The sequence below is a fragment of the Allomuricauda sp. M10 genome (assembly GCF_020782875.1).
Taxonomy (GTDB): domain Bacteria; phylum Bacteroidota; class Bacteroidia; order Flavobacteriales; family Flavobacteriaceae; genus Flagellimonas.
In genome coordinates this window covers 936,621-953,596 of record NZ_JAJGBN010000001.1, presented here as the reverse complement: position 1 = coordinate 953,596, position 16,976 = coordinate 936,621, and the positions used below count along the sequence as shown (strand labels likewise).

The following is a 16,976-nucleotide window of genomic DNA, read 5'->3' as shown; positions in this document are numbered from 1 at the left end:
TACGATTCTATTTTAAAAAATGCATTCAAAGAGCATGGATAAATAGTACAATTTTGTACCATCACTATGGGAAAAACAAGCGAAAGAGCAACAGCAAAGCAGCTGTACATGAGCGGTAAGAGCCAGAAGGACATCGCCAAACTCGTCAATGTACAGGAAAAGACCATCAGCAATTGGGTGACCCGGTTCGGATGGAAACAGGAACGTGAGGCCCGCTTCATCGGAAGGCGCACACAGGAGGAAAACCTACGCAAGCTTATAAGCGACCTTGCGGAAAAGGCCCTTCGTATAGAATCGGAAATGGAACTGGCCAGAAACCAGAACAATACCGACAAGTTCCTTCAGCTTCAGACCGAACTGAACAGGGTCACCGATGCCGCCAGTAAATGGAACAAACAATTTGAGGCCATCGCCAAGGAAAACAAGGTTTCGTTGGCCACGTACATACAGGTCATGGAACAGATTTTCGAGGCCGTCAGGAACCATAGCCCCAAACTGTACATGGACTTGTTGGACTTCCAAGAGGAACACCTCACAGATATTTCACTTAAACTAGGATAAATGCCCGTACAACTATTACTTATTTGGCTTGCCTTTGCAAGAAAAAAAGAGACCAAGGACAAATTAAGGCTCCGTATCGGTGCCTTTTACCTCAAACGGGGGGCAGGGGTTCAGGTAGGGCAGCCCATCAAGTTCAGGGCGACCGAAAAAAGGCCAAAACACCTAATGTTCGTGGAGAACCTTTACTACAACTTCAAGTTGAACACTGTGACCCATAAACTGTCCAAGACACCGATAAAGGGTCATTCCGAACGCTTCATGGAGAGTAAAACCGAAAAGGCCGCATGACCAAGGCTGACAAAATAGCAGTTGAAAAATACAGGAAGAAGCTTGAATTTGTCAGGTCTTCCGGTGCCGCCATCAATCCCGATGAATCCAAGGACGAAAAGCAGGCCCGGATAGAACGTGCAAAGAAGGATGTCAAGTTTTGCGTGGAATATTATTTTCCACACTATGCAACATCGGAATGTTCGGATTTCCAGATAAAATCGGCCAACTGGACAAAGAAACACAGGACTGGCAAACAGTTCGATGAATGGGGCCGTGGACTTGCCAAGTCCGTATGGGACGATGTCATAAAACCGTTCTGGCTCTGGATGAACGATGAATGCCATTACCATGTCATCGTCACCACCAGCTTTGATAGGGCCTGTGAACTGGCCGACGACCTGAAGGCGGAATGGGAAGGAAATCCCAGGATCATAAACGACTTTGGCGAACAGAAGGGAACGGGCCAATGGGAAAGCGGGTTCTATATCACTAAAAGCGGATTCATCTGCAAGGCCCTTGGGGCAGGACAGCCCGTCAGGGGTCTTAGGGTGAAAGACCAACGTCCCGACCTTATCACCGTGGACGACTTGGAGACCAAGGCAACGATCGCCAATACCAAACGCCAGAAGAAACTGGCCAAGTGGATCGAGGAAGATTTACTACCTACTATGGACGGCCCCATCAGAAGGTTCCTGTATGCGAACAACAGGTTTGCGCCCACCATGATACAGACCATCCTTCAGGAAAGGCACCCGGACTGGAAGGTGTTCCATGTAAAGGCTTACAACCCCGTAACATACGAACCAGCTTGGCCCCAGAAGTATCCAAGATGGTACTACAAAGAGGTCGAGCAGGAAATAGGGATATTGGCGGCAAAGGCCGAATACAACGGGGAACCGCACGTGGAAGGGGAGATTTTCAAGGAAGACCAGATACAGTGGGGCAGCATGCCGTCACTGAACCATTTCAAGATCATCATAGGGCGGTGGGACGTTGCCTATGCAGGGACACCCACCAGCGACTTCAATGCGGTAAAGGTCTGGGGGCTTCATGGCCGTAATTTCTGGAACGTGGCAAACTTTGTCCGAAGGTGCAAGATGCGTGCGCCGTTGGAATGGATGGCCGATTTTCAGATGGGCCTGCCCCAAAGTGTCATAGTCCATTGGGGCTTTGAATCGCAGTTCTGGAACGACGAAGTGAGGAGGACAATAGAGGAAGTGGAGAACGATTTCGGGCTACATCTTAACCTTGTTGAAGTGGACACCCCGAAGACCAAAAAGTATGACAGGATACTGACCCTACAGCCCTATTACCAGAACGGGCGCATCTACTACAACGACAAACTGAAGTCAAATGCGGACACAGCGGAGGGACTGACGCAGCTTTACGGGATAGAACCCGGATATTCGACCCATGATGACGGCCCCGATGCCGACCAGTCCGCCATTTCGGAGTGCAGTAAGTACATCTATACCGGAAACGGAAACACCAAGCCCACCGTGGGCAAATACAAACGAAAAAGAAGATTCTAATGGCCTATATTTTTTTAGAACAGGAAGATTTTGAGGCTTCGATACTCAAACAGCTGTTGACCGAAAGGAACAGCGAAGAAAATGACGTGATCGCCATACTGGAACAAAAGGAGGCCATTGCCGTGGAAATGGTAAAGAGCAAGTTGAGCGGGCGTTTTGACACGGATGCGATTTTCGGGACAGAAGGCATTGAAAGACATTACCTGATAATCCATTTTGTGGTCACCATAGCCATATACCTTTTTGTAAAAAGGAACGCTGCCAGAAAGGTGCCATCCGACTACAAGGAAGGGTATGAAGAAGTGATGAAGACCTTGGAAAAGATTCAGGCAGGAAAGGAAGTGCCGCCCGGTCTTCCAAAACCCACGGACGGAAACGGCGATGTGGTCGTAAAACCCATCATTGCCAACAGAAAGAATACGGATTACTACATTTAACCCCTTTTAAATGAGCTTTAAAGACAAATTTCAGGATAAGATTTTGGGATGGATTCCAGAGGACAAGATAAGGATTCAGATGGCCAAGAACGACAATTCCCGCAAAGGTGGTTCCAAGAAAAGTCCCACCGAGATAAAAAGGCAGCCAAAGACGTTCGAGGTAAAGACCCTGAAGGATTGGAAGGATGCCGTGGCCGTGGCCACAGACCCCGAAAATTCCAGCCTGTTGTTCTTGGCGCAGCTGTACGAAAACCTATTGCTTGACGCACATACGTACAACACCATCGAAACTAGGATTTACAGGGTCTTGCGCTCCAAATACAAGATAGTGAACGAATCCGGTGACGAAAACGAGGAACTGAAGGTGCTTTTTGAAAGCCCTTGGTTCGAGCAGTTCATGCGCTATGCACTATGGTCGATGTTCACCGGGCCGAAGGTCATCGAACTGTTTGAACTGGACGACCTCTTGGAAGTCAAAAAGGCGACCCTTATCCCCATGGAACACACCAACCCAAGAAAGGGCATCATCCTGAAGGAACCGGGCGATGAAACAGGATGGCCATACAAAGAGGGAAACCTTTCAAAATACTACCTTCAAGTAGGTGACGACAACAGCTTGGGTCTTTTGAACCAATTGACCCCGCTGATATTGGCAAAGAAGCTGGCCATGGGTAGTTGGTTGGACTATATCGAAAAGTATGGGATACCCGGTGTGTGGATCACCACGGACAACATGACACAGGAGCGTGCCGAGGAACTTTTGGCCATGGGCCTTCAGATGATAAGCAACCATGTCGGGGTATTGCGTGGCAATGAAAAGATAACCCTTGGGGAACTGCCCAAGACCGATGCACACAAGACCTTTTCCGAACTTATCAGTGTCATCAACAGTGAGATTTCCAAACTTGTATTGGGACAGGATGGAACCACGGACCACAAGGAAAGTCCGGGAACCTATGGAAGCTTGAAGGTATTGGCGGAAGTGGCCAATGACAGGCACGAAAGCGATAAGCTTTTTGCACAGGCCATCGTGAACAAGCACCTGATTCCAATGTTGATAGGGTTGAGCAGCTACTATGGAGGGCTTTCCGGGCATCGTTTGGAATGGGACGAAAGTTACGACATGCCAAATTCGGAATACATCGATAAGGTGGTTTCCTTGACACAGGCCGGATATACCATAGACCATGAGGCCGTGGCACAGAAGACGGGAATCCCGATAACAGGGTACAACCAGACCACACCGCCAACGGAACCGACGAAGGAACCCGGAAAGGAACCGCCGTCAAAGTAAAAGCCTCTATGGCCATTGACCTGTTCTACACAGGTGGCAAGGGGTGTGGCCATGACAGCCCCGAACCGACCATAGAGGCAATAGATTTGAAGCCATGGCTTGCAATGATAACCAAGATTGCGAAAGACCTTTTTGATAACAAACTGAAGCCCACAGACCTCCACAAAGGTCTTATCGACAATACCTACAAGGAACTGGAAACAGCTGCAAAGGCCGGGTTCGGGGCCAAGTTCACCACTGACGGGACAGGGATAAAGATTCAAAACCATCTTTTCCGGTTCTCCGTGGCCAAGACCTACCAGCAGTTGGAACAGATGCACAGCTTTCTGGTGGATGAAGAAGGGAAGCTGGTCAGTTACTCCAAGTTTGAAAAGAAGGTCATGGAGGTACATGAGACCTTCAACCGAACCTATCTACAGTCGGAACACCAAACGGTCAAGCGTTCCAGTCAAGCAGCGAAACAGTGGGCGGAATTCGAGGCCGATAAAGACCTGTTCCCGAACCTTGAATATATCATAGTGGGCGATGACAGGGTAAGGGAGGAACACGAAAAGCTTGGGGGCATCATATTGCCCATTGAAGATGTGTTCTGGGACGAGAACTACCCACCTAACGGATATAGGTGCAGGTGCGGCGCAAGGCCAACGGACAAAAATACCAATGGAAGGAGGCCGAAGGTTGACATCCATCCGGCATTCAAGGGCAATGTGGGCAAGACAGGGGTAGTGTTCAACGAAAAGGGGCATCCCTATTTCACAATGGACAAAGCGGCCAAAAAGGCTTATCAAGACTATTTGGATGGCAAGGACAAATGACATACCCGACTTTGGCGCCATGGTGGACAAACTGAAGAAGGATGCAGTCCGGTATGCCAGTAGGGCCGGGGTGAACTTCTTTCAGGACAGCTTCCTTGACCAAGGTTTCACCGATGCCGTATATGAAGCTTGGGTGGAAAGAAAAGGAGATGTTGATCCTGGGAGAAAAATACTGATAAAGTCATCCGTTCTGATGAACAGCATCGAGGTCTTCAGTTCCAGTATGGAAAGGATTGAGTTCGGGAGCAGGGAGGCACATGCCGAAATCCACAACAACGGCGGAACCATATCGATCCCCTTGACAGCAAAGAGCCGTAAATACTTTTGGTTCATGTACCGGGCCACTGGCAAGGAAATGTGGAAGGGGCTTGCGCTGACCAAAAAACAAAAGATAACCGTGAACATGCCAAAACGCCAGTTCATTGGCCATAGTGAGGTCTTTATGGAACAACTGAACGATTGGCTTGTCCGGGAACTTGATAAACGATTTAAAACACTCTGATGGACGAATTGAAATTATGGGCTTTGCTCTACAAGGAAATATGTGAACTGTTCGTGGCACAACTCCAATCCATTGAATGGATAGACCTTTGGCACAACCAAGTGGGGTTCTTGGAAGATGAACATCCTTTCCCGACCCCTGCGGCATTCCTTGCCTTCAGGATACTTGGGGAACCACAAGACCTAGGGATAAATGCACAGCGCATTGTAGTGCAGTTGGACGTGTACTTTTTCTATGAAACGTTTTTGGACACCTTCGACGGAGGATATAACCAAGAGGGTGCCCTGACCTACCTGAACACCATAACGGACATCCATGCCCTTCTGCATGGGAGCAGCGGGATTAATTACAGTGAATGCAAAAGGGTCGGGTTCGGGCCAGTTGACACAGGCAGCGCAGGGAACCTGTACAGACAGACATTTACCATGTTGGTGGAAGATGCAAGTGCCTCGCCAGACTTTGTAGGTATGATACCGGGCGATGTCTCAATCGAACAAGGTGGTGGCCCAGATGTCGAAATAGAAAGGCCCTTCGTGATTCCCTCAACAACTTAAAATCTGGGTTTTCGATCACATTCTGTATCCTTTCCTCAAAATGTCGGTTCCGGCTCTTGAAGGATACCGATATGATATAATCAAAGGGAGAACAGACATTAGTGGCCCTGACACTGGTGACCCTGAACACCTCCCCTTCAACGAGGTATTTTTGACCCTTGTACACTTCTGGCAAATATCCCATGGCTTAAGTTTTGGACAAAAATAACCCGCAACATCCAAGGAACATTGCGGGTTTCTGTAATGTTAAGTAAATTTCAATAAAAGGTGGTTTCCCCACCTTGGAACACAAATCCATTCATTTCCTGTCGTATCATTCCCAATTGGACGTGATCGTATGCTAAAATGTACCTTCCGGGAAAATCCACATGCTCAATCTTTGTACATCTTTGTGCATCCGTCAATACGGGTTCCCTTTTCAGATATTCCTTTAATACCAGTTTAACTAAACTTTCTTCCGCCTCAAATGCTAGTTTTAAAAAATGCTCCCTAAAAACATAGTTAGGGTCAATGTTAAAATCGATTTTCGGTAAAGGGGGCAATTCATTCGGAACCAGTTTAATCAGTTCTTCATCATCCATTTTTATAGGAAGATGGACGACATTGTTTTCAGTTCTATATTTCTTGAATTGTTCAATATCCATCGAATAATGCTATAGTTTTAAATATTCATCGATAAGTTCATTGGCCTTTTTAATCTTCAAGGTGTCATTGAATCCCAATTCAATGGCTTTTTCAAGATCGTCACGAGCCATCAGAAGTTCTTTTTTCAATGAGTTTCGTCTTACCAAAACCCGAACACGCTGCCAGTAATATTCCGGGTTATTATCAACAATCTCCAAAAGGGTTGTAAGTAAATCCTGCGCCTCGTAATAAGCCCCTTTTTCAATATCGTATTTTGCAAACTCGTAAAGTACTTTCTCGTTTTTTGGCTCTAGCTTCAATGCGTTATTGAAATTAGTCCTAACACTTGACACCATAGGATTAATTGAGTATTGCTTCAATGCCATTTCAAGATATTCGTCCGCAGTTTGTGAATAGGACAATGCCCCAGTCAGGAACAGGAAACAGAGTATAAAATGTTTCATTGTATATGGTTTTGGTTTTGATAAATGTATCAAATTCTAGGCCAATGCTTAGTAATTCAGGGTCAATTGCACCTTAATACGTTGTCCGGTAATAAAGTATGTTCTCGATGGTCTTGGGCTTCAGATAGAACTGTTCTTCCAGTTTTAGGTAAATATGTTCATCAGTGTAAATCCTGACACCTTTATATGTCTTTTCCGTCCATTCCTTGTAGGCTGCACGGATGTCTTCGTATTTCCTTTTTGTGTTCTCGTTGTCCTTGGCCATTTTTATTCTAGCTTATCAGTTCGGGCATTTCAGAATGTTTGCCCTTGTGTTCACTTTGATTTTTCATTTTATAGTGGGTTTCCCTACAATTCCAACAAACCAAATGCCCTGTATCCATATCTCTGAAACCATCGAACAAAACAGGGTTTCTTGGCTTTGGGGCAGTTTTGCAATAATCGCAATACGTCAGTTCAGAAAATAGGTTCATGTATCTTAAATTGTGGTTTTAAAAATCGATAATACCCCTTTGTTTCCCTTACAACTTCGCATCCAGTGGAACCATATAGCAGATATAGGGGTTCCTTTGATTCATAGATGGCATCTGGAACCTGAAAAGCAAAGAATTCATTTTCTACCCCAAGCGGTGAAGCCTTGAAGCTTCCACAATACTTGAACGGCTCCCTAAATACATCCGTTCTGATACTTCCGGTTTCCCGGCCATCACCAATCTGCTTTACCATTGAACCAATTGGAAGACCAAAAAACTCTTTGGGATCAAATTCAATCTGACCCATCACTGCCAAAGACCCATCGACTGTTAAAAATTTCATTTTTTTGCTCATTTGGTTATCTATTCTTTGGCATCAATTCACCGCATCTACGACACTTTCTTCTAACTAATTCTTGAATACTTCTTGGTTTGTTATAGTATGGAATTTCTTCAGATTTCCACATAACCCATTCCGTTTTATGGCCGAATATTTTACAGATAATCCTTTTTCTTTTAAAATTCATCCAACCATCTTTTTTTTCTCAAATAACTATCAGGAAGGCATTTTGCGATGCCGTTGTGCAACCTTAACCAATTGTCATACCTCCTGATTCCTTCCATTGCCTTGATACGTTCGGCAATTGGCATCTTGTCCCACAGCTTTTCGCTGTCGATACGCTTCTGTTTCTTCCCGAAAGCCTCCCAAAAAGCTTCAAAACTGGTATCCGGCAACCCTATGGACACCTCGAAGTATGGTTTTAGGTCTGGGTTGTCCCGGAAACTCTTTGCCTGTGATTCCAGATAGGGGAAATTCCCCTTCCTGAACAGCCAAACCACCTGTTGTTCGCCCAAGATGCCATCCAACACATCAAACGACTTCAAAAAGCCGTTTAAATGGTATTTGAACACCCATACATCGGGTCGGTTCTTGGCCTTTATGGTGTATGTCGTCAACTGTTCCATACTATTGATGGTCTCTGGTGAATCTTGCCTTTGCCCGACACCATGTATCGCATTGCGTGACATCATTACAAGAACACTTTGGGAGTGATCCGAATTCATCATCCTTCGGTGATACAGGATGTTTTGAACCTGATATTCCCTTAAAAAGGGAAACTACGTTACGGATAACCCAAACAGTAAAAAATATCATTGACACTACCGCCATCATATATCCCAAAAGGATAATATAGATATTTGTAAACTGGATCAAATCAATTAATTCTTCCATTTCTATGCTAGTTTTTGGTTTATTTCATCTGCCACCATCCGCATGGAATGATGGTGCATTCCTTCCAGACCTGCAATGTCCGGCGATGTATCCCTGATGAACCTTTCCAGTGCATCGGCCTCGTAATAGGCCATCTTGAACTTGAAGGTTTTCTGGCTAGGATACACATCAATCTGCTTTTTCAGCAGCTTTTTGCCCAACTGGTCAAGGATGGAACGGTTCACGTTGGCCATTCGCTCATTTGTCGGCTCATAGGTCAAGCTTGACAGGCAATGGTTGATGGGTCGAAGCCGTTCCAAGTTCAGTTCTATTTTAATGGGTGCCATGTGCTGAAGCTGTAGGGTATGGGTTTCTGCTTTTTCCTTCGTATTCCAGTATCCCCGTTCATTTTTGAAGGGATGGATATTGGGAATTCGCCGCAATCTTCATCGACCTTACCGTGCGGCATATCCAAAATTTCGTCTATCCGCTTCTGTATCCGGGTCAATTCAGCACACAATGACAGCTTTTCGTCCATTCTTAGGAAGTTTTGTGGATTGTCATAGGCTTCCTTGGGCTCAATGTCACATAGTTCCAGAAAACGCATCAGATTGTCCCTGTTGCGTATCAATTCCAATAGTTTATACCTGTACTTCATACGCAGTCGGTGATTTCGGCCACGGGGCTGTCGCAGTCCACGCAATAACATTGGACGGTCTCACAAGTGGCGGCGGTTTCAATGGTGTACATCACAGTGTTGTCGTGCGGACACATTTCCCTCCACATCAACAGATACCATGGGATGGGCGAGGGATGGATATGGATTACTTGCATCAGGGTCGTTTTTTGTAGTTATGGTAATCATTGGAAAAAAGGTCGGCAGCCATAAAAATGAATATTCCCAACCAAATGGGAGAGGTGATTATACTGGCCAGAACCACCCAAATGGATACGATCGCTTTCTTCATATCACTTTCACTTTATGGTTCTCCTTTTCAATTTTAGTGGGTTCCATGGGAAAGGTTTCCAAAACCTCCTTCATGCTATTGGCCACAACCATTTCAACGTTGCCGCCGTTCCAGACTTTATATAGGTTCATCGTTGCTTGTATTTACTGCCCACCATGTTCTCCAAGGCGGATATTATCTTACTCGTTTCAATAGTGTCCATTTCGTCCAATGGTTTCCTTACAGGACATCTTGGGTCGTTCTTCAGCCAATTGCCTAGGGAACCCAAGTCGGCAATGTCACGGCCCGTTTTTGGGTTCCGCTTCTTCCAACCGTAGTTCATGCAAAGGGCAAGTATGGTCTTGTGCTGATGGTTGTTCCTGTCAAACTTGGCCCATCCATAGGCTTCGTTCTTGTGGGGTGTTCCGCCCAGCTGTTCGATTATCATGTTGGCCTGTTCAAAGGTCAGATCGTTGCAGCTTATCTTTTCAACGTCACCAGTGGCCCACTGTACATATTCCTCTTTGATGTCACGTGTGGGTGCATTGACGTGGATGAACTGCTTTTGCGCTTTTGTCGCCTTGTTCTCCATGGCTTAGAATTTATCCCAGATATGGGGGTTCCTGATGGTCTCTATCAACATGGCCAAACATGCGCCGATAATGAACATCACTATAATGGTCACCAGTGTACTTCCCATGTACTTAAAGAATATCTTGATTCGTTTGATGTGGTTCATGGGTGGCCTATTTTGCTGTCTTCAGAAAATTACTTTCAATTTCCTTCACTAATGGAACAACCTCGTAGTGTCTTTCGCAGAAGAAATCGAACATCTTCCGAAGTAACCCAAAATCTTCACCCTTTGACCATAGTGCAATCATTGGAATGGTTTTGGAATGAAATCTTTGGCCGTAACATATACCACATTCCGCAGCGGCATCCTTACCGGATGGTGCGTAATAAATAAAGATGTTACAAGTGGCCGCACCATTTACGTCAAACTCAAAGCTTTGATCCGATTCAGGTGAATTGACCCAAGTTTCAAAATCAAACTTCTTTGTAACATGATTATGGTTCTCACCAAAATTGTTTTCAATCCAACTGACCACCTCGTGGCCATTTTTCCGAAGTTCAGCGGTTAACATTTCAACCCCGTGTTGGTTCTTCCAACTACTTGCGACATAGATTTTTGCCATGATATTTAATTTTAATTAATACTTGCTTAAAAATGTCCGTCTTTCCGGGCCGTCATCCTGTACCACTTTTTCGCAACCTCACAGGAAACCCTCCTAGTGTATGTGGGAAGGGCAGGATTTGAACCTGCACGATACTGTTAGCTTCAGATTGACCTTTAAATCCCATTTCCACATCTCTATGGTTAGGCCTCCTGCCAACCGAACTGTATGGGCCAGCCAGTATCTACGATGATGCGTCTGCCAATTCCGCCACCTTCCCGTTTTGCCCGTCTTTCCGGGCTGTCATTCTTTCTGTGCTTTGGGGCAAATATGGTCTCCAAATAGCACCCCGTTTATCCGCTTTTCCGTTTATACTCACTCTGTCGAGAACCAGAGCCGTTAGGGCCGTGAAAAGGGCTTCAAAACACAGCTTTTTGCCCGAAGAAATCCGAGGCCGTTATAGCTATTTCCCTCGCTTTTACTGTTTGGAAAGTACCCGGCTCCTATTGGGGCCAGTAACCCACACGGCACCGTTGGCCATGTGTTGCCTTTCCAGCATCTTTGCCGCCTTCAATGCCTCCTGTGCCTGTCTTTTCAGGAATTTGGGATTGTTGGCGATCTGTTGATTGTGTTCACTCATGGATAAGTCCGTTTTCATTCAGGTAATCCCTTAGTTTCGCTTCCTCCATGGGCATCAGTTCCGACTGTGATACCCAATGGTTGTTCATGTCCCGGACAACGATTTTTCCATTGATCCAAATCTTGTCCTCCGCTGTCCGTGTTATCTCAATTGCCATCACCTTCCTTAATTGCGTATTGCACACACAAGCGATTAGCCAGATGGTTGAAGCCAAGATTGTCGGTTGATTCACCTGTGAAATTTTGATAAATCAGGTTAGGCGCACAGTTAGCCATTGCATGAAGGAAAAATGTCATGTTCTCACCTTCGGACAACTCTTCCAAGCCTACATAGTTTTCACTTTCAGGATTGTTGAATATGTCATCTATTTGACCAAGGATTTTGCTTTGGTATTCAAGTATCTTTTGATCCCGTTTTGAAAGTTTAACACCCATCCTACAGTCCGCTAAAGTTCAACAATACAGTTTCCCACTTCCCGGAAGCGTTCTTTTTCTTGAACTGGTAACCATAGCCCTCAAAGTAGTTGCTGTAGCCCTCTTTTAGCAATCTGATACCTTCCACCCATTCAGGCTCATTGAATTCACCTTCATTCTTAATAAGTTCCATTACACGGCTATATTCCAGTTCCCCGGCCTTATTCCTTTCCAAAAACCCCATAAGCATTTTGTAAAGCTTCAGGTCACGTTTCTTGGCGGTCGTTGACAAGAATTCCTTCAATATCTCCACGCCCTTTTTGCTGCGTTCGTCCCAATAGGGCTTGGTGGCCCTTGTCCGGGTGATGCGAAGGGACTTATCGGAATTGTCGATACTGAATCCGCCTTTGCTGGATTTGTTGATTTTGCCATACTTGGCCAGTTGTTCTTCCTGTTTCACCATTTCGACATGGCAGGTCTTGTGGAGGCTCGAAAGGAAATCATGCGCCTGTTCCACCAGTGCAAAAATGGTGTTCACACGATAATCGGTTTCCGCTTCATAAGCCTTGCGTTCCTTTTCTGCTGCTGCTTTTTCGGCTTTTCTCTTTTTGGCCAAATACTGTTCGATCTCATCCGGGGTCATATCCTCGATTGACCTTACGGGTGCTGTTTTTTCACTCATTGTTCTCATTTTAGGGTTCTACTGTTTCAGGGTCTATGACTTCGATTTCCATCAGGGCCTCCCTGCTAATGCCCAACTCTGGAAAGGGTTCATTTCTGTGTTCCGTTTTCATCTGGATATACTAATTGGGTTAATCTCTTGTAGTACTCACTCACGCCTTGCGGCAATTCGCCCACGAAGTTGTTGACGAAGTTCTTGGCCGATGCGTGCCGCTGTATCAGTTCTGCTTGGCACATAGGTCTATTTTTTTGGATCGTGCATTGTTCAACAGCTGCTTGCTGAAAAGGCGGTGCGTGTCGATTACCGACCTGTTAAGTATCTGCCTTGCTTCCTCATGGGTCGGACTGGGGTTCATGCCTTGAACGAAGTCAACAAAGTCCAAGAGACAGTCCAGATACACATCCATCCAGAACCTGAAAAGCGAGGCATCGGCCATGAGGTTCTGAAGGTCTTTGTCATCACGTTTCCTAAATTCCAGAAACCCGTTGTGCATGGTCTGTACGACTGAAATGCTATAGCTGTTGGATTGGCACCATCGCATCCAGTCCTCCATGATGCGGTTCTCCATCTGGGCAGCATCGTACCCTAGTACCATCAGTATTTTCCTGTCCACTGTCATCGCTACAGTTTTTTGATTTGTTCTTCAGCTTCTTCCATGGAGGTAACCCCATATTTCACCTGCTCCAAGATTTGGTAAATCTTGCATGCATTCATGGTCTTAATGTTCAGTCCCGGTTCCATTTCATTGATCCATTCCCTCACTTCGGAACCTGACTTAAATTCCCTGATCGTTCTGTTGTTGATTTTTTCCAATGTTTTTGCCATGTTGTTTTACTTTAAATCTTGTTCCAATACTTGTCAGCACCTTCCTGCCAAACGATGTAGTCATCGGGAAGTTTTCCACGGCTCATTCGGCTCCTTCCGGTCACCTTGAAGCCTTCGGCGAACAGTTTCACGTCCGCATCGAACCGTATTTTTTTGGCCAATGCACCTACAGGCTGCCTTCCTTCGGCGTGGCTGTTGAAAATGAACAGCTTGTTATGGAATTCGGCCAATAGTGCCTTATAGTCCGAAATGGTCATCTTCAGGTACTGGACGGAATCGAAAATCACGATCCTGGCACTTCTTTTCTGGCGAAGCCTTTCGACGTGATCCTCAATGGGCCACCCTGTCAATAGCATGAAAGACCCTTTACGGCATTCGGTCATCCTATTTTCGGCCATCAATTCGCCCATACTGCCCCTGTCCTCTTCTTCCAGTGCGTTGTAATCGACTTTATGGTACTTGGTCAACTCTTTGGCCAGTTGCATCAGAAAAGTGGATTTACCCATACCGGAATCCCCCATAAGGAACCAACTGCCCCTACATTCCGGGCTACCTATAAGCTTTTTGAAGTCTCCTGTCAATGGTATGGTCTCCACTTTCCTGTTTTTCATTTTCTGCGGGCTTATGGCCCTGCGTTTCATTTTTCGCATAGTGTCCTACGTTATGCGTTATGCCACTACCTCTTCGTGATCGGTCACCTCTAGGTTTACTGCGTTCTTTTGTTGGTAAATCTCAATGTCCCTTTTTACACGTCTCAGATCGCCGTCCGAATTGCCGTATATGTAATCGATAAGGTCGGGTTCCAATATGCCGTTGGCCACGCATATCCTCTTCACATCTGGTTTTGATACAGGTTCCAGACGGATGAACTTCCTCCCGATACGGCTGTATAGTTCCGCATATCCAATCTTGTCCCTATTGACACCGTTCATCACCCTTTTTTCCAAGGCCCGGACACCGCTTAGAACGAAACCACAATACCCGTCAAGTTCATTGTAGAAGTCCATGAACAAATCCATCTGGGAATCCCTAAGCTTGTCGAACTGGTCAATGATTATAAGTGGCCTGTTCATCGTTTTAAGCTTCTTCACGAAGCGTTCCACCATATCCTCCGTAGTTCCCTGTTGCGACATCCCGGCGGCGGCCAAAAGATGCTTTAAATAGCTTTTCTTGCTCCATGAATTGGCACATTCCAAATGGATGACGTTATCGTTGTCGTTCATGTATTTCCGGTAAGTATGGGTCTTGCCACGTCCGGCCTGTTCACTTATGGCGATGCTGATCCCGTTATTCTGGGCATTGGACAACAACAGGTATAGGATTTGGTAGTTTTTTATCTCTGCGGACTTCCAAGAAAAATCCAGTTTCAGGTTCACTTCTATGGCCCTGAACATATCACTGCTGATGGTGGCCCATTTGTTGTTCACGATCTGGCTGATGACAGCTGTCGACACACCTGCTTGGTTGGCCACCTTTACCTGTGAAGTTTTGTTTGCAAGCCTTCTGACCTCTGCGGCAACACGGTGCATTTGTTGTACTGACATATTCATTTTCTTACGGTATTACATTCTGTTGAGGAAATCCAGTGCCTCAATTTCACTGCGCCTTTCTTTAGGTAGGCTTCCACCCATCTTTATTTCAAGTTCCTGTTGCTCTATAAGGGCTTCAGGGGTAATTCCGGTATTGTTCTGTATCTCCCGTATCCTTTTCCTTGTCCTTTCCAGTTCGGTTTCCCTGACCTTAAGGTCTTTCCTCATCCGGGCGGTCTTTTCCGGGGTGGACAGGAAGGGTATGGTCTCTGTCATTCGCTTGGGCTGTGCATCAGCGATGAACTGTCGGTTTCCGTTGGGAAGTTCCAAGTGGAGTCGGACATAGTTGTCCATTTGGCTGGGGTCGTACTGCACGAAGAACTTGCAGTGGGTGTATCTGTCCCTGAAATCGATGTCCACTTCGCCATCTACATCATATACCTCGAAGTGGTACTGTGTGCCGCTGATGATGGGCTTGATGCCATCCGTATCGTAGTTCCTTGCCTCCTTGGTGGTGACCCAGAACATTTCCATCATCCTTCCCATGCTGATTTCCTCACTGTATGGCTGCGGGTGGTTCTCCGCAACATCGTTCCGTGATTCCGGGAACTTTGGATGTTTTGCATTGTTCCATTCGTCCACGCACTGTTCAAAGGCGGCCTGTAGGTTGGGGAGTTTCCTCAATAGGTGCTTGTACTCCGTGATAAAATCAATGTTCGGCCTACTGTCCGGCTTTTTGGTCCTTACACCTTGCTTGTCCGAAAACCATTTGGTGTTCAATACCTGCTGTTGGAACCGTGAGAAAAGTTGTTCCACGGGGCTTCCGTGCTGACGGGCTGCGTGCTTGTAATGGGTTCCACCATCACGGGCCACCAGATTGTCGTAAAGTTCCTGCATGACGCTTGTGGTGTGGCCAGATTGGCCGTCATAGGTCAAAAGGTATGGGTGTCTTCCCGTGTTATTGGCCGCCATCTTAAGGGCGGTGAAGTGGTCGGCGTGCGTCTCGCTCTCACTGAAGCTGTAACCGATTATCTTTTCACTGTGGACATCAAATACCACATCTATCTTGATATTGGCACCCATGCCGTTGCTGTCGTCCTTGAAGTGAACCCAATCCAATTTGGTTCCATCGATGGCCCAATAGCAATTGGGGAACCAAAGCGACTTGTCACGCTTAAGCTTATGGCCGAACTTGTTACGCCATGAGGCAAGGCCGTGTCGGCTCAAATGCCATACCTTTTCCTGCTTGGGCTGGGACAACCATTTGCTTATAGCGGATTCCGAAAGTACGGGCCATCCCCTAGATGTCCTTTCCCTCATGTATTCGGTGTGAAGTACAGGAATAACAGGTTTGTTGGGGAGCATGTAGAAGGCCAGAATCCATTCGGCGACCTCGCCCTTTATCTTTTGGCTGTTCGTGTTCCCGATTGCACTGTGGATCAATGAACCGAAACCTTCTTCCTTGTACTTCTTAAGTTTGTTGTCCAATGCCCTGTAGTTCTTGGGCAGGTTGTGCGGATATGGTCTTATAGTGGAGTTGGGCCGGGTCATCGAACCGACCTTTTGGATGACCTCACAGATTTCTTTTTTGGCTGGACCCATCTTGATGCGCATACCGTTGTGCTGCTTCACCTTGATGTCGTACACAAGCTTGTCGTACAGTTCCAGTATCTGGGCCTCTGCGTAGTATTGGGAAATGCGTTCGGGCAACAGGCCACGGCCATCGTCATCGGTGTAATCCTCGAAGAACCTAGAAGCCTCTACGTTGTTCTCCAATCGGTCGGTGAAACGCTTTACATCGTCTTGGCTGTACGGATCACCGAATGCGTTCTTAACGGCCTCCCTGAACATCTGGGGCAAACTGGCGAACTCAATCAACGCCTGTCTTCCGTTTCCTCCCGTTCTTATTTTCTTAATTTTTCCGGTATAACAATACTGCTTGTAATTAGTGTACGTCAACAAGTTCAAGTCGTCGTATAGAATCGCAGCAGGGATGGCCAGTCTATTTTGGTAGGTTTCGTACATG

At 46.2% G+C, this 16,976-nt stretch carries 31 protein-coding genes; 8 read left to right on the top strand and 23 right to left on the bottom strand.

The window, feature by feature from the left end:
- Positions 1–66: 66 nt before the first annotated feature.
- From LKX84_RS04555 to LKX84_RS04520, 8 genes are read left to right on the top strand one after another with little or no spacing between them, the layout of a single operon-like run.
- Positions 67–561, top strand: coding sequence for a DUF1804 family protein (locus tag LKX84_RS04555; protein ID WP_228235926.1), 495 nt, complete (start codon positions 67–69; stop codon positions 559–561).
- Complete coding sequence (locus tag LKX84_RS04550; protein ID WP_228235925.1) at positions 562–849, top strand: hypothetical protein; 288 nt, start codon at positions 562–564, stop codon at positions 847–849. It begins immediately after the preceding gene.
- Positions 846–2,363, top strand: coding sequence for a hypothetical protein (locus LKX84_RS04545; RefSeq protein ID WP_228235924.1), 1,518 nt, complete (start codon positions 846–848; stop codon positions 2,361–2,363). Before LKX84_RS04550 ends, LKX84_RS04545 begins: the two co-directional genes overlap by 4 nt.
- Positions 2,363–2,800, top strand: coding sequence for a phage protein Gp36 family protein (locus LKX84_RS04540; protein WP_228235923.1), 438 nt, complete (start codon positions 2,363–2,365; stop codon positions 2,798–2,800). The genes LKX84_RS04545 and LKX84_RS04540 overlap by 1 nt, the downstream gene beginning before the upstream one ends.
- Before the next feature lie 10 nt (positions 2,801–2,810).
- Entirely contained in the window at positions 2,811–4,094 is a 1,284-nt protein-coding gene (locus LKX84_RS04535; protein ID WP_228235922.1) for a DUF935 family protein, read from the top strand.
- A gap of 8 nt (positions 4,095–4,102) precedes the next feature.
- Positions 4,103–4,909, top strand: coding sequence for a phage minor head protein (locus LKX84_RS04530; protein ID WP_228235921.1), 807 nt, complete (start codon positions 4,103–4,105; stop codon positions 4,907–4,909).
- On the top strand, positions 4,893–5,411 hold the full coding sequence (locus LKX84_RS04525; RefSeq protein WP_228235920.1) for a phage virion morphogenesis protein: 519 nt from the start codon (positions 4,893–4,895) through the stop codon (positions 5,409–5,411). The genes LKX84_RS04530 and LKX84_RS04525 overlap by 17 nt, the downstream gene beginning before the upstream one ends.
- Entirely contained in the window at positions 5,411–5,965 is a 555-nt protein-coding gene (locus tag LKX84_RS04520; RefSeq protein WP_228235919.1) for a hypothetical protein, read from the top strand. Before LKX84_RS04525 ends, LKX84_RS04520 begins: the two co-directional genes overlap by 1 nt.
- 257 nt (positions 5,966–6,222) lie before the next feature.
- On the opposite strand, the gene LKX84_RS04515 is transcribed toward LKX84_RS04520, so the two are convergent.
- The 23 genes from LKX84_RS04515 to LKX84_RS04415 form a co-directional block, all read right to left on the bottom strand.
- Positions 6,223–6,609 carry a hypothetical protein gene (locus tag LKX84_RS04515; protein ID WP_228235918.1) on the bottom strand — a complete coding sequence of 129 codons (387 nt, stop codon included), beginning with the start codon at positions 6,607–6,609 and terminating at the stop codon, positions 6,223–6,225.
- Between the two features lie 9 nt (positions 6,610–6,618).
- Positions 6,619–7,053, bottom strand: a complete 435-nt coding sequence (locus LKX84_RS04510; RefSeq protein WP_228235917.1) for a tetratricopeptide repeat protein — start codon at positions 7,051–7,053, stop codon at positions 6,619–6,621.
- Positions 7,054–7,126: 73 nt separating this feature from the next.
- On the bottom strand, positions 7,127–7,318 hold the full coding sequence (locus LKX84_RS04505; protein WP_228235916.1) for a hypothetical protein: 192 nt from the start codon (positions 7,316–7,318) through the stop codon (positions 7,127–7,129).
- A gap of 191 nt (positions 7,319–7,509) precedes the next feature.
- On the bottom strand, positions 7,510–7,869 hold the full coding sequence (locus LKX84_RS04500) for a hypothetical protein (protein ID WP_228235915.1): 360 nt from the start codon (positions 7,867–7,869) through the stop codon (positions 7,510–7,512).
- A gap of 173 nt (positions 7,870–8,042) precedes the next feature.
- Entirely contained in the window at positions 8,043–8,558 is a 516-nt protein-coding gene (locus tag LKX84_RS04495) for a hypothetical protein (RefSeq protein WP_228235914.1), read from the bottom strand.
- A gap of 204 nt (positions 8,559–8,762) precedes the next feature.
- Positions 8,763–9,086: a hypothetical protein gene (locus tag LKX84_RS04490; protein ID WP_228235913.1), complete on the bottom strand. Its 324-nt coding sequence runs from the start codon at positions 9,084–9,086 to the stop codon at positions 8,763–8,765.
- Positions 9,068–9,397, bottom strand: coding sequence for a hypothetical protein (locus LKX84_RS04485; RefSeq protein ID WP_228235912.1), 330 nt, complete (start codon positions 9,395–9,397; stop codon positions 9,068–9,070). The genes LKX84_RS04490 and LKX84_RS04485 overlap by 19 nt, the downstream gene beginning before the upstream one ends.
- On the bottom strand, positions 9,394–9,573 hold the full coding sequence (locus LKX84_RS04480; RefSeq protein ID WP_228235911.1) for a hypothetical protein: 180 nt from the start codon (positions 9,571–9,573) through the stop codon (positions 9,394–9,396). Before LKX84_RS04480 ends, LKX84_RS04485 begins: the two co-directional genes overlap by 4 nt.
- Complete coding sequence (locus LKX84_RS17940; RefSeq protein WP_262909063.1) at positions 9,573–9,707, bottom strand: hypothetical protein; 135 nt, start codon at positions 9,705–9,707, stop codon at positions 9,573–9,575. Before LKX84_RS17940 ends, LKX84_RS04480 begins: the two co-directional genes overlap by 1 nt.
- Positions 9,704–9,838 (bottom strand): hypothetical protein, encoded by a 135-nt coding sequence (locus LKX84_RS17935; RefSeq protein WP_262909062.1) that lies wholly within the window; start codon positions 9,836–9,838, stop codon positions 9,704–9,706. The genes LKX84_RS17940 and LKX84_RS17935 overlap by 4 nt, the downstream gene beginning before the upstream one ends.
- Entirely contained in the window at positions 9,835–10,278 is a 444-nt protein-coding gene (locus LKX84_RS04475) for a hypothetical protein (RefSeq protein ID WP_228235910.1), read from the bottom strand. The genes LKX84_RS17935 and LKX84_RS04475 overlap by 4 nt, the downstream gene beginning before the upstream one ends.
- 3 nt (positions 10,279–10,281) lie before the next feature.
- A complete protein-coding gene (locus LKX84_RS04470; protein WP_228235909.1) occupies positions 10,282–10,425 on the bottom strand; it encodes a hypothetical protein in 144 nt (47 codons plus the stop codon).
- 7 nt (positions 10,426–10,432) lie between these two features.
- Complete coding sequence (locus LKX84_RS04465; protein WP_228235908.1) at positions 10,433–10,882, bottom strand: hypothetical protein; 450 nt, start codon at positions 10,880–10,882, stop codon at positions 10,433–10,435.
- A gap of 182 nt (positions 10,883–11,064) precedes the next feature.
- Positions 11,065–11,202 (bottom strand): hypothetical protein, encoded by a 138-nt coding sequence (locus LKX84_RS04460; RefSeq protein WP_228235907.1) that lies wholly within the window; start codon positions 11,200–11,202, stop codon positions 11,065–11,067.
- A gap of 137 nt (positions 11,203–11,339) precedes the next feature.
- A complete protein-coding gene (locus LKX84_RS04455; protein ID WP_228235906.1) occupies positions 11,340–11,501 on the bottom strand; it encodes a hypothetical protein in 162 nt (53 codons plus the stop codon).
- Positions 11,494–11,658, bottom strand: coding sequence for a hypothetical protein (locus LKX84_RS04450; RefSeq protein WP_228235905.1), 165 nt, complete (start codon positions 11,656–11,658; stop codon positions 11,494–11,496). Before LKX84_RS04450 ends, LKX84_RS04455 begins: the two co-directional genes overlap by 8 nt.
- A complete protein-coding gene (locus tag LKX84_RS04445; protein WP_228235904.1) occupies positions 11,648–11,935 on the bottom strand; it encodes a hypothetical protein in 288 nt (95 codons plus the stop codon). Before LKX84_RS04445 ends, LKX84_RS04450 begins: the two co-directional genes overlap by 11 nt.
- A 1-nt stretch (position 11,936) precedes the next feature.
- Entirely contained in the window at positions 11,937–12,596 is a 660-nt protein-coding gene (locus LKX84_RS04440; protein ID WP_228235903.1) for a DUF3164 family protein, read from the bottom strand.
- 217 nt (positions 12,597–12,813) lie between these two features.
- Positions 12,814–13,215 carry a hypothetical protein gene (locus LKX84_RS04435; protein WP_228235902.1) on the bottom strand — a complete coding sequence of 134 codons (402 nt, stop codon included), beginning with the start codon at positions 13,213–13,215 and terminating at the stop codon, positions 12,814–12,816.
- Between the two features lie 2 nt (positions 13,216–13,217).
- On the bottom strand, positions 13,218–13,421 hold the full coding sequence (locus tag LKX84_RS04430; RefSeq protein ID WP_228235901.1) for a hypothetical protein: 204 nt from the start codon (positions 13,419–13,421) through the stop codon (positions 13,218–13,220).
- An 11-nt stretch (positions 13,422–13,432) separates the two neighbouring features.
- Positions 13,433–14,032 carry an ATP-binding protein gene (locus LKX84_RS04425; RefSeq protein WP_228235900.1) on the bottom strand — a complete coding sequence of 200 codons (600 nt, stop codon included), beginning with the start codon at positions 14,030–14,032 and terminating at the stop codon, positions 13,433–13,435.
- Between the two features lie 57 nt (positions 14,033–14,089).
- Positions 14,090–14,971: an AAA family ATPase gene (locus tag LKX84_RS04420; protein WP_228235899.1), complete on the bottom strand. Its 882-nt coding sequence runs from the start codon at positions 14,969–14,971 to the stop codon at positions 14,090–14,092.
- A 12-nt stretch (positions 14,972–14,983) separates the two neighbouring features.
- Positions 14,984–16,975: a hypothetical protein gene (locus LKX84_RS04415; protein WP_228235898.1), complete on the bottom strand. Its 1,992-nt coding sequence runs from the start codon at positions 16,973–16,975 to the stop codon at positions 14,984–14,986.
- Position 16,976: the final 1 nt, after the last annotated feature.

What these genes read in the sequence shown, in the direction of transcription:
- LKX84_RS04555 (WP_228235926.1), top strand. Translation starts at nt 67, where the DNA reads ATGGGAAAAACAAGCGAAAGAGCAACAGCAAAGCAGCTGTACATGAGC.
- LKX84_RS04550 (WP_228235925.1), top strand. Translation starts at nt 562, where the DNA reads ATGCCCGTACAACTATTACTTATTTGGCTTGCCTTTGCAAGAAAAAAA.
- LKX84_RS04545 (WP_228235924.1), top strand. Translation starts at nt 846, where the DNA reads ATGACCAAGGCTGACAAAATAGCAGTTGAAAAATACAGGAAGAAGCTT.
- LKX84_RS04540 (WP_228235923.1), top strand. Translation starts at nt 2,363, where the DNA reads ATGGCCTATATTTTTTTAGAACAGGAAGATTTTGAGGCTTCGATACTC.
- LKX84_RS04535 (WP_228235922.1), top strand. Translation starts at nt 2,811, where the DNA reads ATGAGCTTTAAAGACAAATTTCAGGATAAGATTTTGGGATGGATTCCA.
- LKX84_RS04530 (WP_228235921.1), top strand. Translation starts at nt 4,103, where the DNA reads ATGGCCATTGACCTGTTCTACACAGGTGGCAAGGGGTGTGGCCATGAC.
- LKX84_RS04525 (WP_228235920.1), top strand. Translation starts at nt 4,893, where the DNA reads ATGGCAAGGACAAATGACATACCCGACTTTGGCGCCATGGTGGACAAA.
- LKX84_RS04520 (WP_228235919.1), top strand. Translation starts at nt 5,411, where the DNA reads ATGGACGAATTGAAATTATGGGCTTTGCTCTACAAGGAAATATGTGAA.
- LKX84_RS04515 (WP_228235918.1), bottom strand. Translation starts at nt 6,609, where the DNA reads ATGGATATTGAACAATTCAAGAAATATAGAACTGAAAACAATGTCGTC.
- LKX84_RS04510 (WP_228235917.1), bottom strand. Translation starts at nt 7,053, where the DNA reads ATGAAACATTTTATACTCTGTTTCCTGTTCCTGACTGGGGCATTGTCC.
- LKX84_RS04505 (WP_228235916.1), bottom strand. Translation starts at nt 7,318, where the DNA reads ATGGCCAAGGACAACGAGAACACAAAAAGGAAATACGAAGACATCCGT.
- LKX84_RS04500 (WP_228235915.1), bottom strand. Translation starts at nt 7,869, where the DNA reads ATGAAATTTTTAACAGTCGATGGGTCTTTGGCAGTGATGGGTCAGATT.
- LKX84_RS04495 (WP_228235914.1), bottom strand. Translation starts at nt 8,558, where the DNA reads ATGATGTCACGCAATGCGATACATGGTGTCGGGCAAAGGCAAGATTCA.
- LKX84_RS04490 (WP_228235913.1), bottom strand. Translation starts at nt 9,086, where the DNA reads ATGGCACCCATTAAAATAGAACTGAACTTGGAACGGCTTCGACCCATC.
- LKX84_RS04485 (WP_228235912.1), bottom strand. Translation starts at nt 9,397, where the DNA reads ATGAAGTACAGGTATAAACTATTGGAATTGATACGCAACAGGGACAAT.
- LKX84_RS04480 (WP_228235911.1), bottom strand. Translation starts at nt 9,573, where the DNA reads ATGCAAGTAATCCATATCCATCCCTCGCCCATCCCATGGTATCTGTTG.
- LKX84_RS17940 (WP_262909063.1), bottom strand. Translation starts at nt 9,707, where the DNA reads ATGAAGAAAGCGATCGTATCCATTTGGGTGGTTCTGGCCAGTATAATC.
- LKX84_RS17935 (WP_262909062.1), bottom strand. Translation starts at nt 9,838, where the DNA reads ATGAACCTATATAAAGTCTGGAACGGCGGCAACGTTGAAATGGTTGTG.
- LKX84_RS04475 (WP_228235910.1), bottom strand. Translation starts at nt 10,278, where the DNA reads ATGGAGAACAAGGCGACAAAAGCGCAAAAGCAGTTCATCCACGTCAAT.
- LKX84_RS04470 (WP_228235909.1), bottom strand. Translation starts at nt 10,425, where the DNA reads ATGAACCACATCAAACGAATCAAGATATTCTTTAAGTACATGGGAAGT.
- LKX84_RS04465 (WP_228235908.1), bottom strand. Translation starts at nt 10,882, where the DNA reads ATGGCAAAAATCTATGTCGCAAGTAGTTGGAAGAACCAACACGGGGTT.
- LKX84_RS04455 (WP_228235906.1), bottom strand. Translation starts at nt 11,501, where the DNA reads ATGAGTGAACACAATCAACAGATCGCCAACAATCCCAAATTCCTGAAA.
- LKX84_RS04450 (WP_228235905.1), bottom strand. Translation starts at nt 11,658, where the DNA reads ATGGCAATTGAGATAACACGGACAGCGGAGGACAAGATTTGGATCAAT.
- LKX84_RS04445 (WP_228235904.1), bottom strand. Translation starts at nt 11,935, where the DNA reads ATGGGTGTTAAACTTTCAAAACGGGATCAAAAGATACTTGAATACCAA.
- LKX84_RS04440 (WP_228235903.1), bottom strand. Translation starts at nt 12,596, where the DNA reads ATGAGTGAAAAAACAGCACCCGTAAGGTCAATCGAGGATATGACCCCG.
- LKX84_RS04435 (WP_228235902.1), bottom strand. Translation starts at nt 13,215, where the DNA reads ATGACAGTGGACAGGAAAATACTGATGGTACTAGGGTACGATGCTGCC.
- LKX84_RS04430 (WP_228235901.1), bottom strand. Translation starts at nt 13,421, where the DNA reads ATGGCAAAAACATTGGAAAAAATCAACAACAGAACGATCAGGGAATTT.
- LKX84_RS04425 (WP_228235900.1), bottom strand. Translation starts at nt 14,032, where the DNA reads ATGAAAAACAGGAAAGTGGAGACCATACCATTGACAGGAGACTTCAAA.
- LKX84_RS04420 (WP_228235899.1), bottom strand. Translation starts at nt 14,971, where the DNA reads ATGAATATGTCAGTACAACAAATGCACCGTGTTGCCGCAGAGGTCAGA.
- LKX84_RS04415 (WP_228235898.1), bottom strand. Translation starts at nt 16,975, where the DNA reads ATGTACGAAACCTACCAAAATAGACTGGCCATCCCTGCTGCGATTCTA.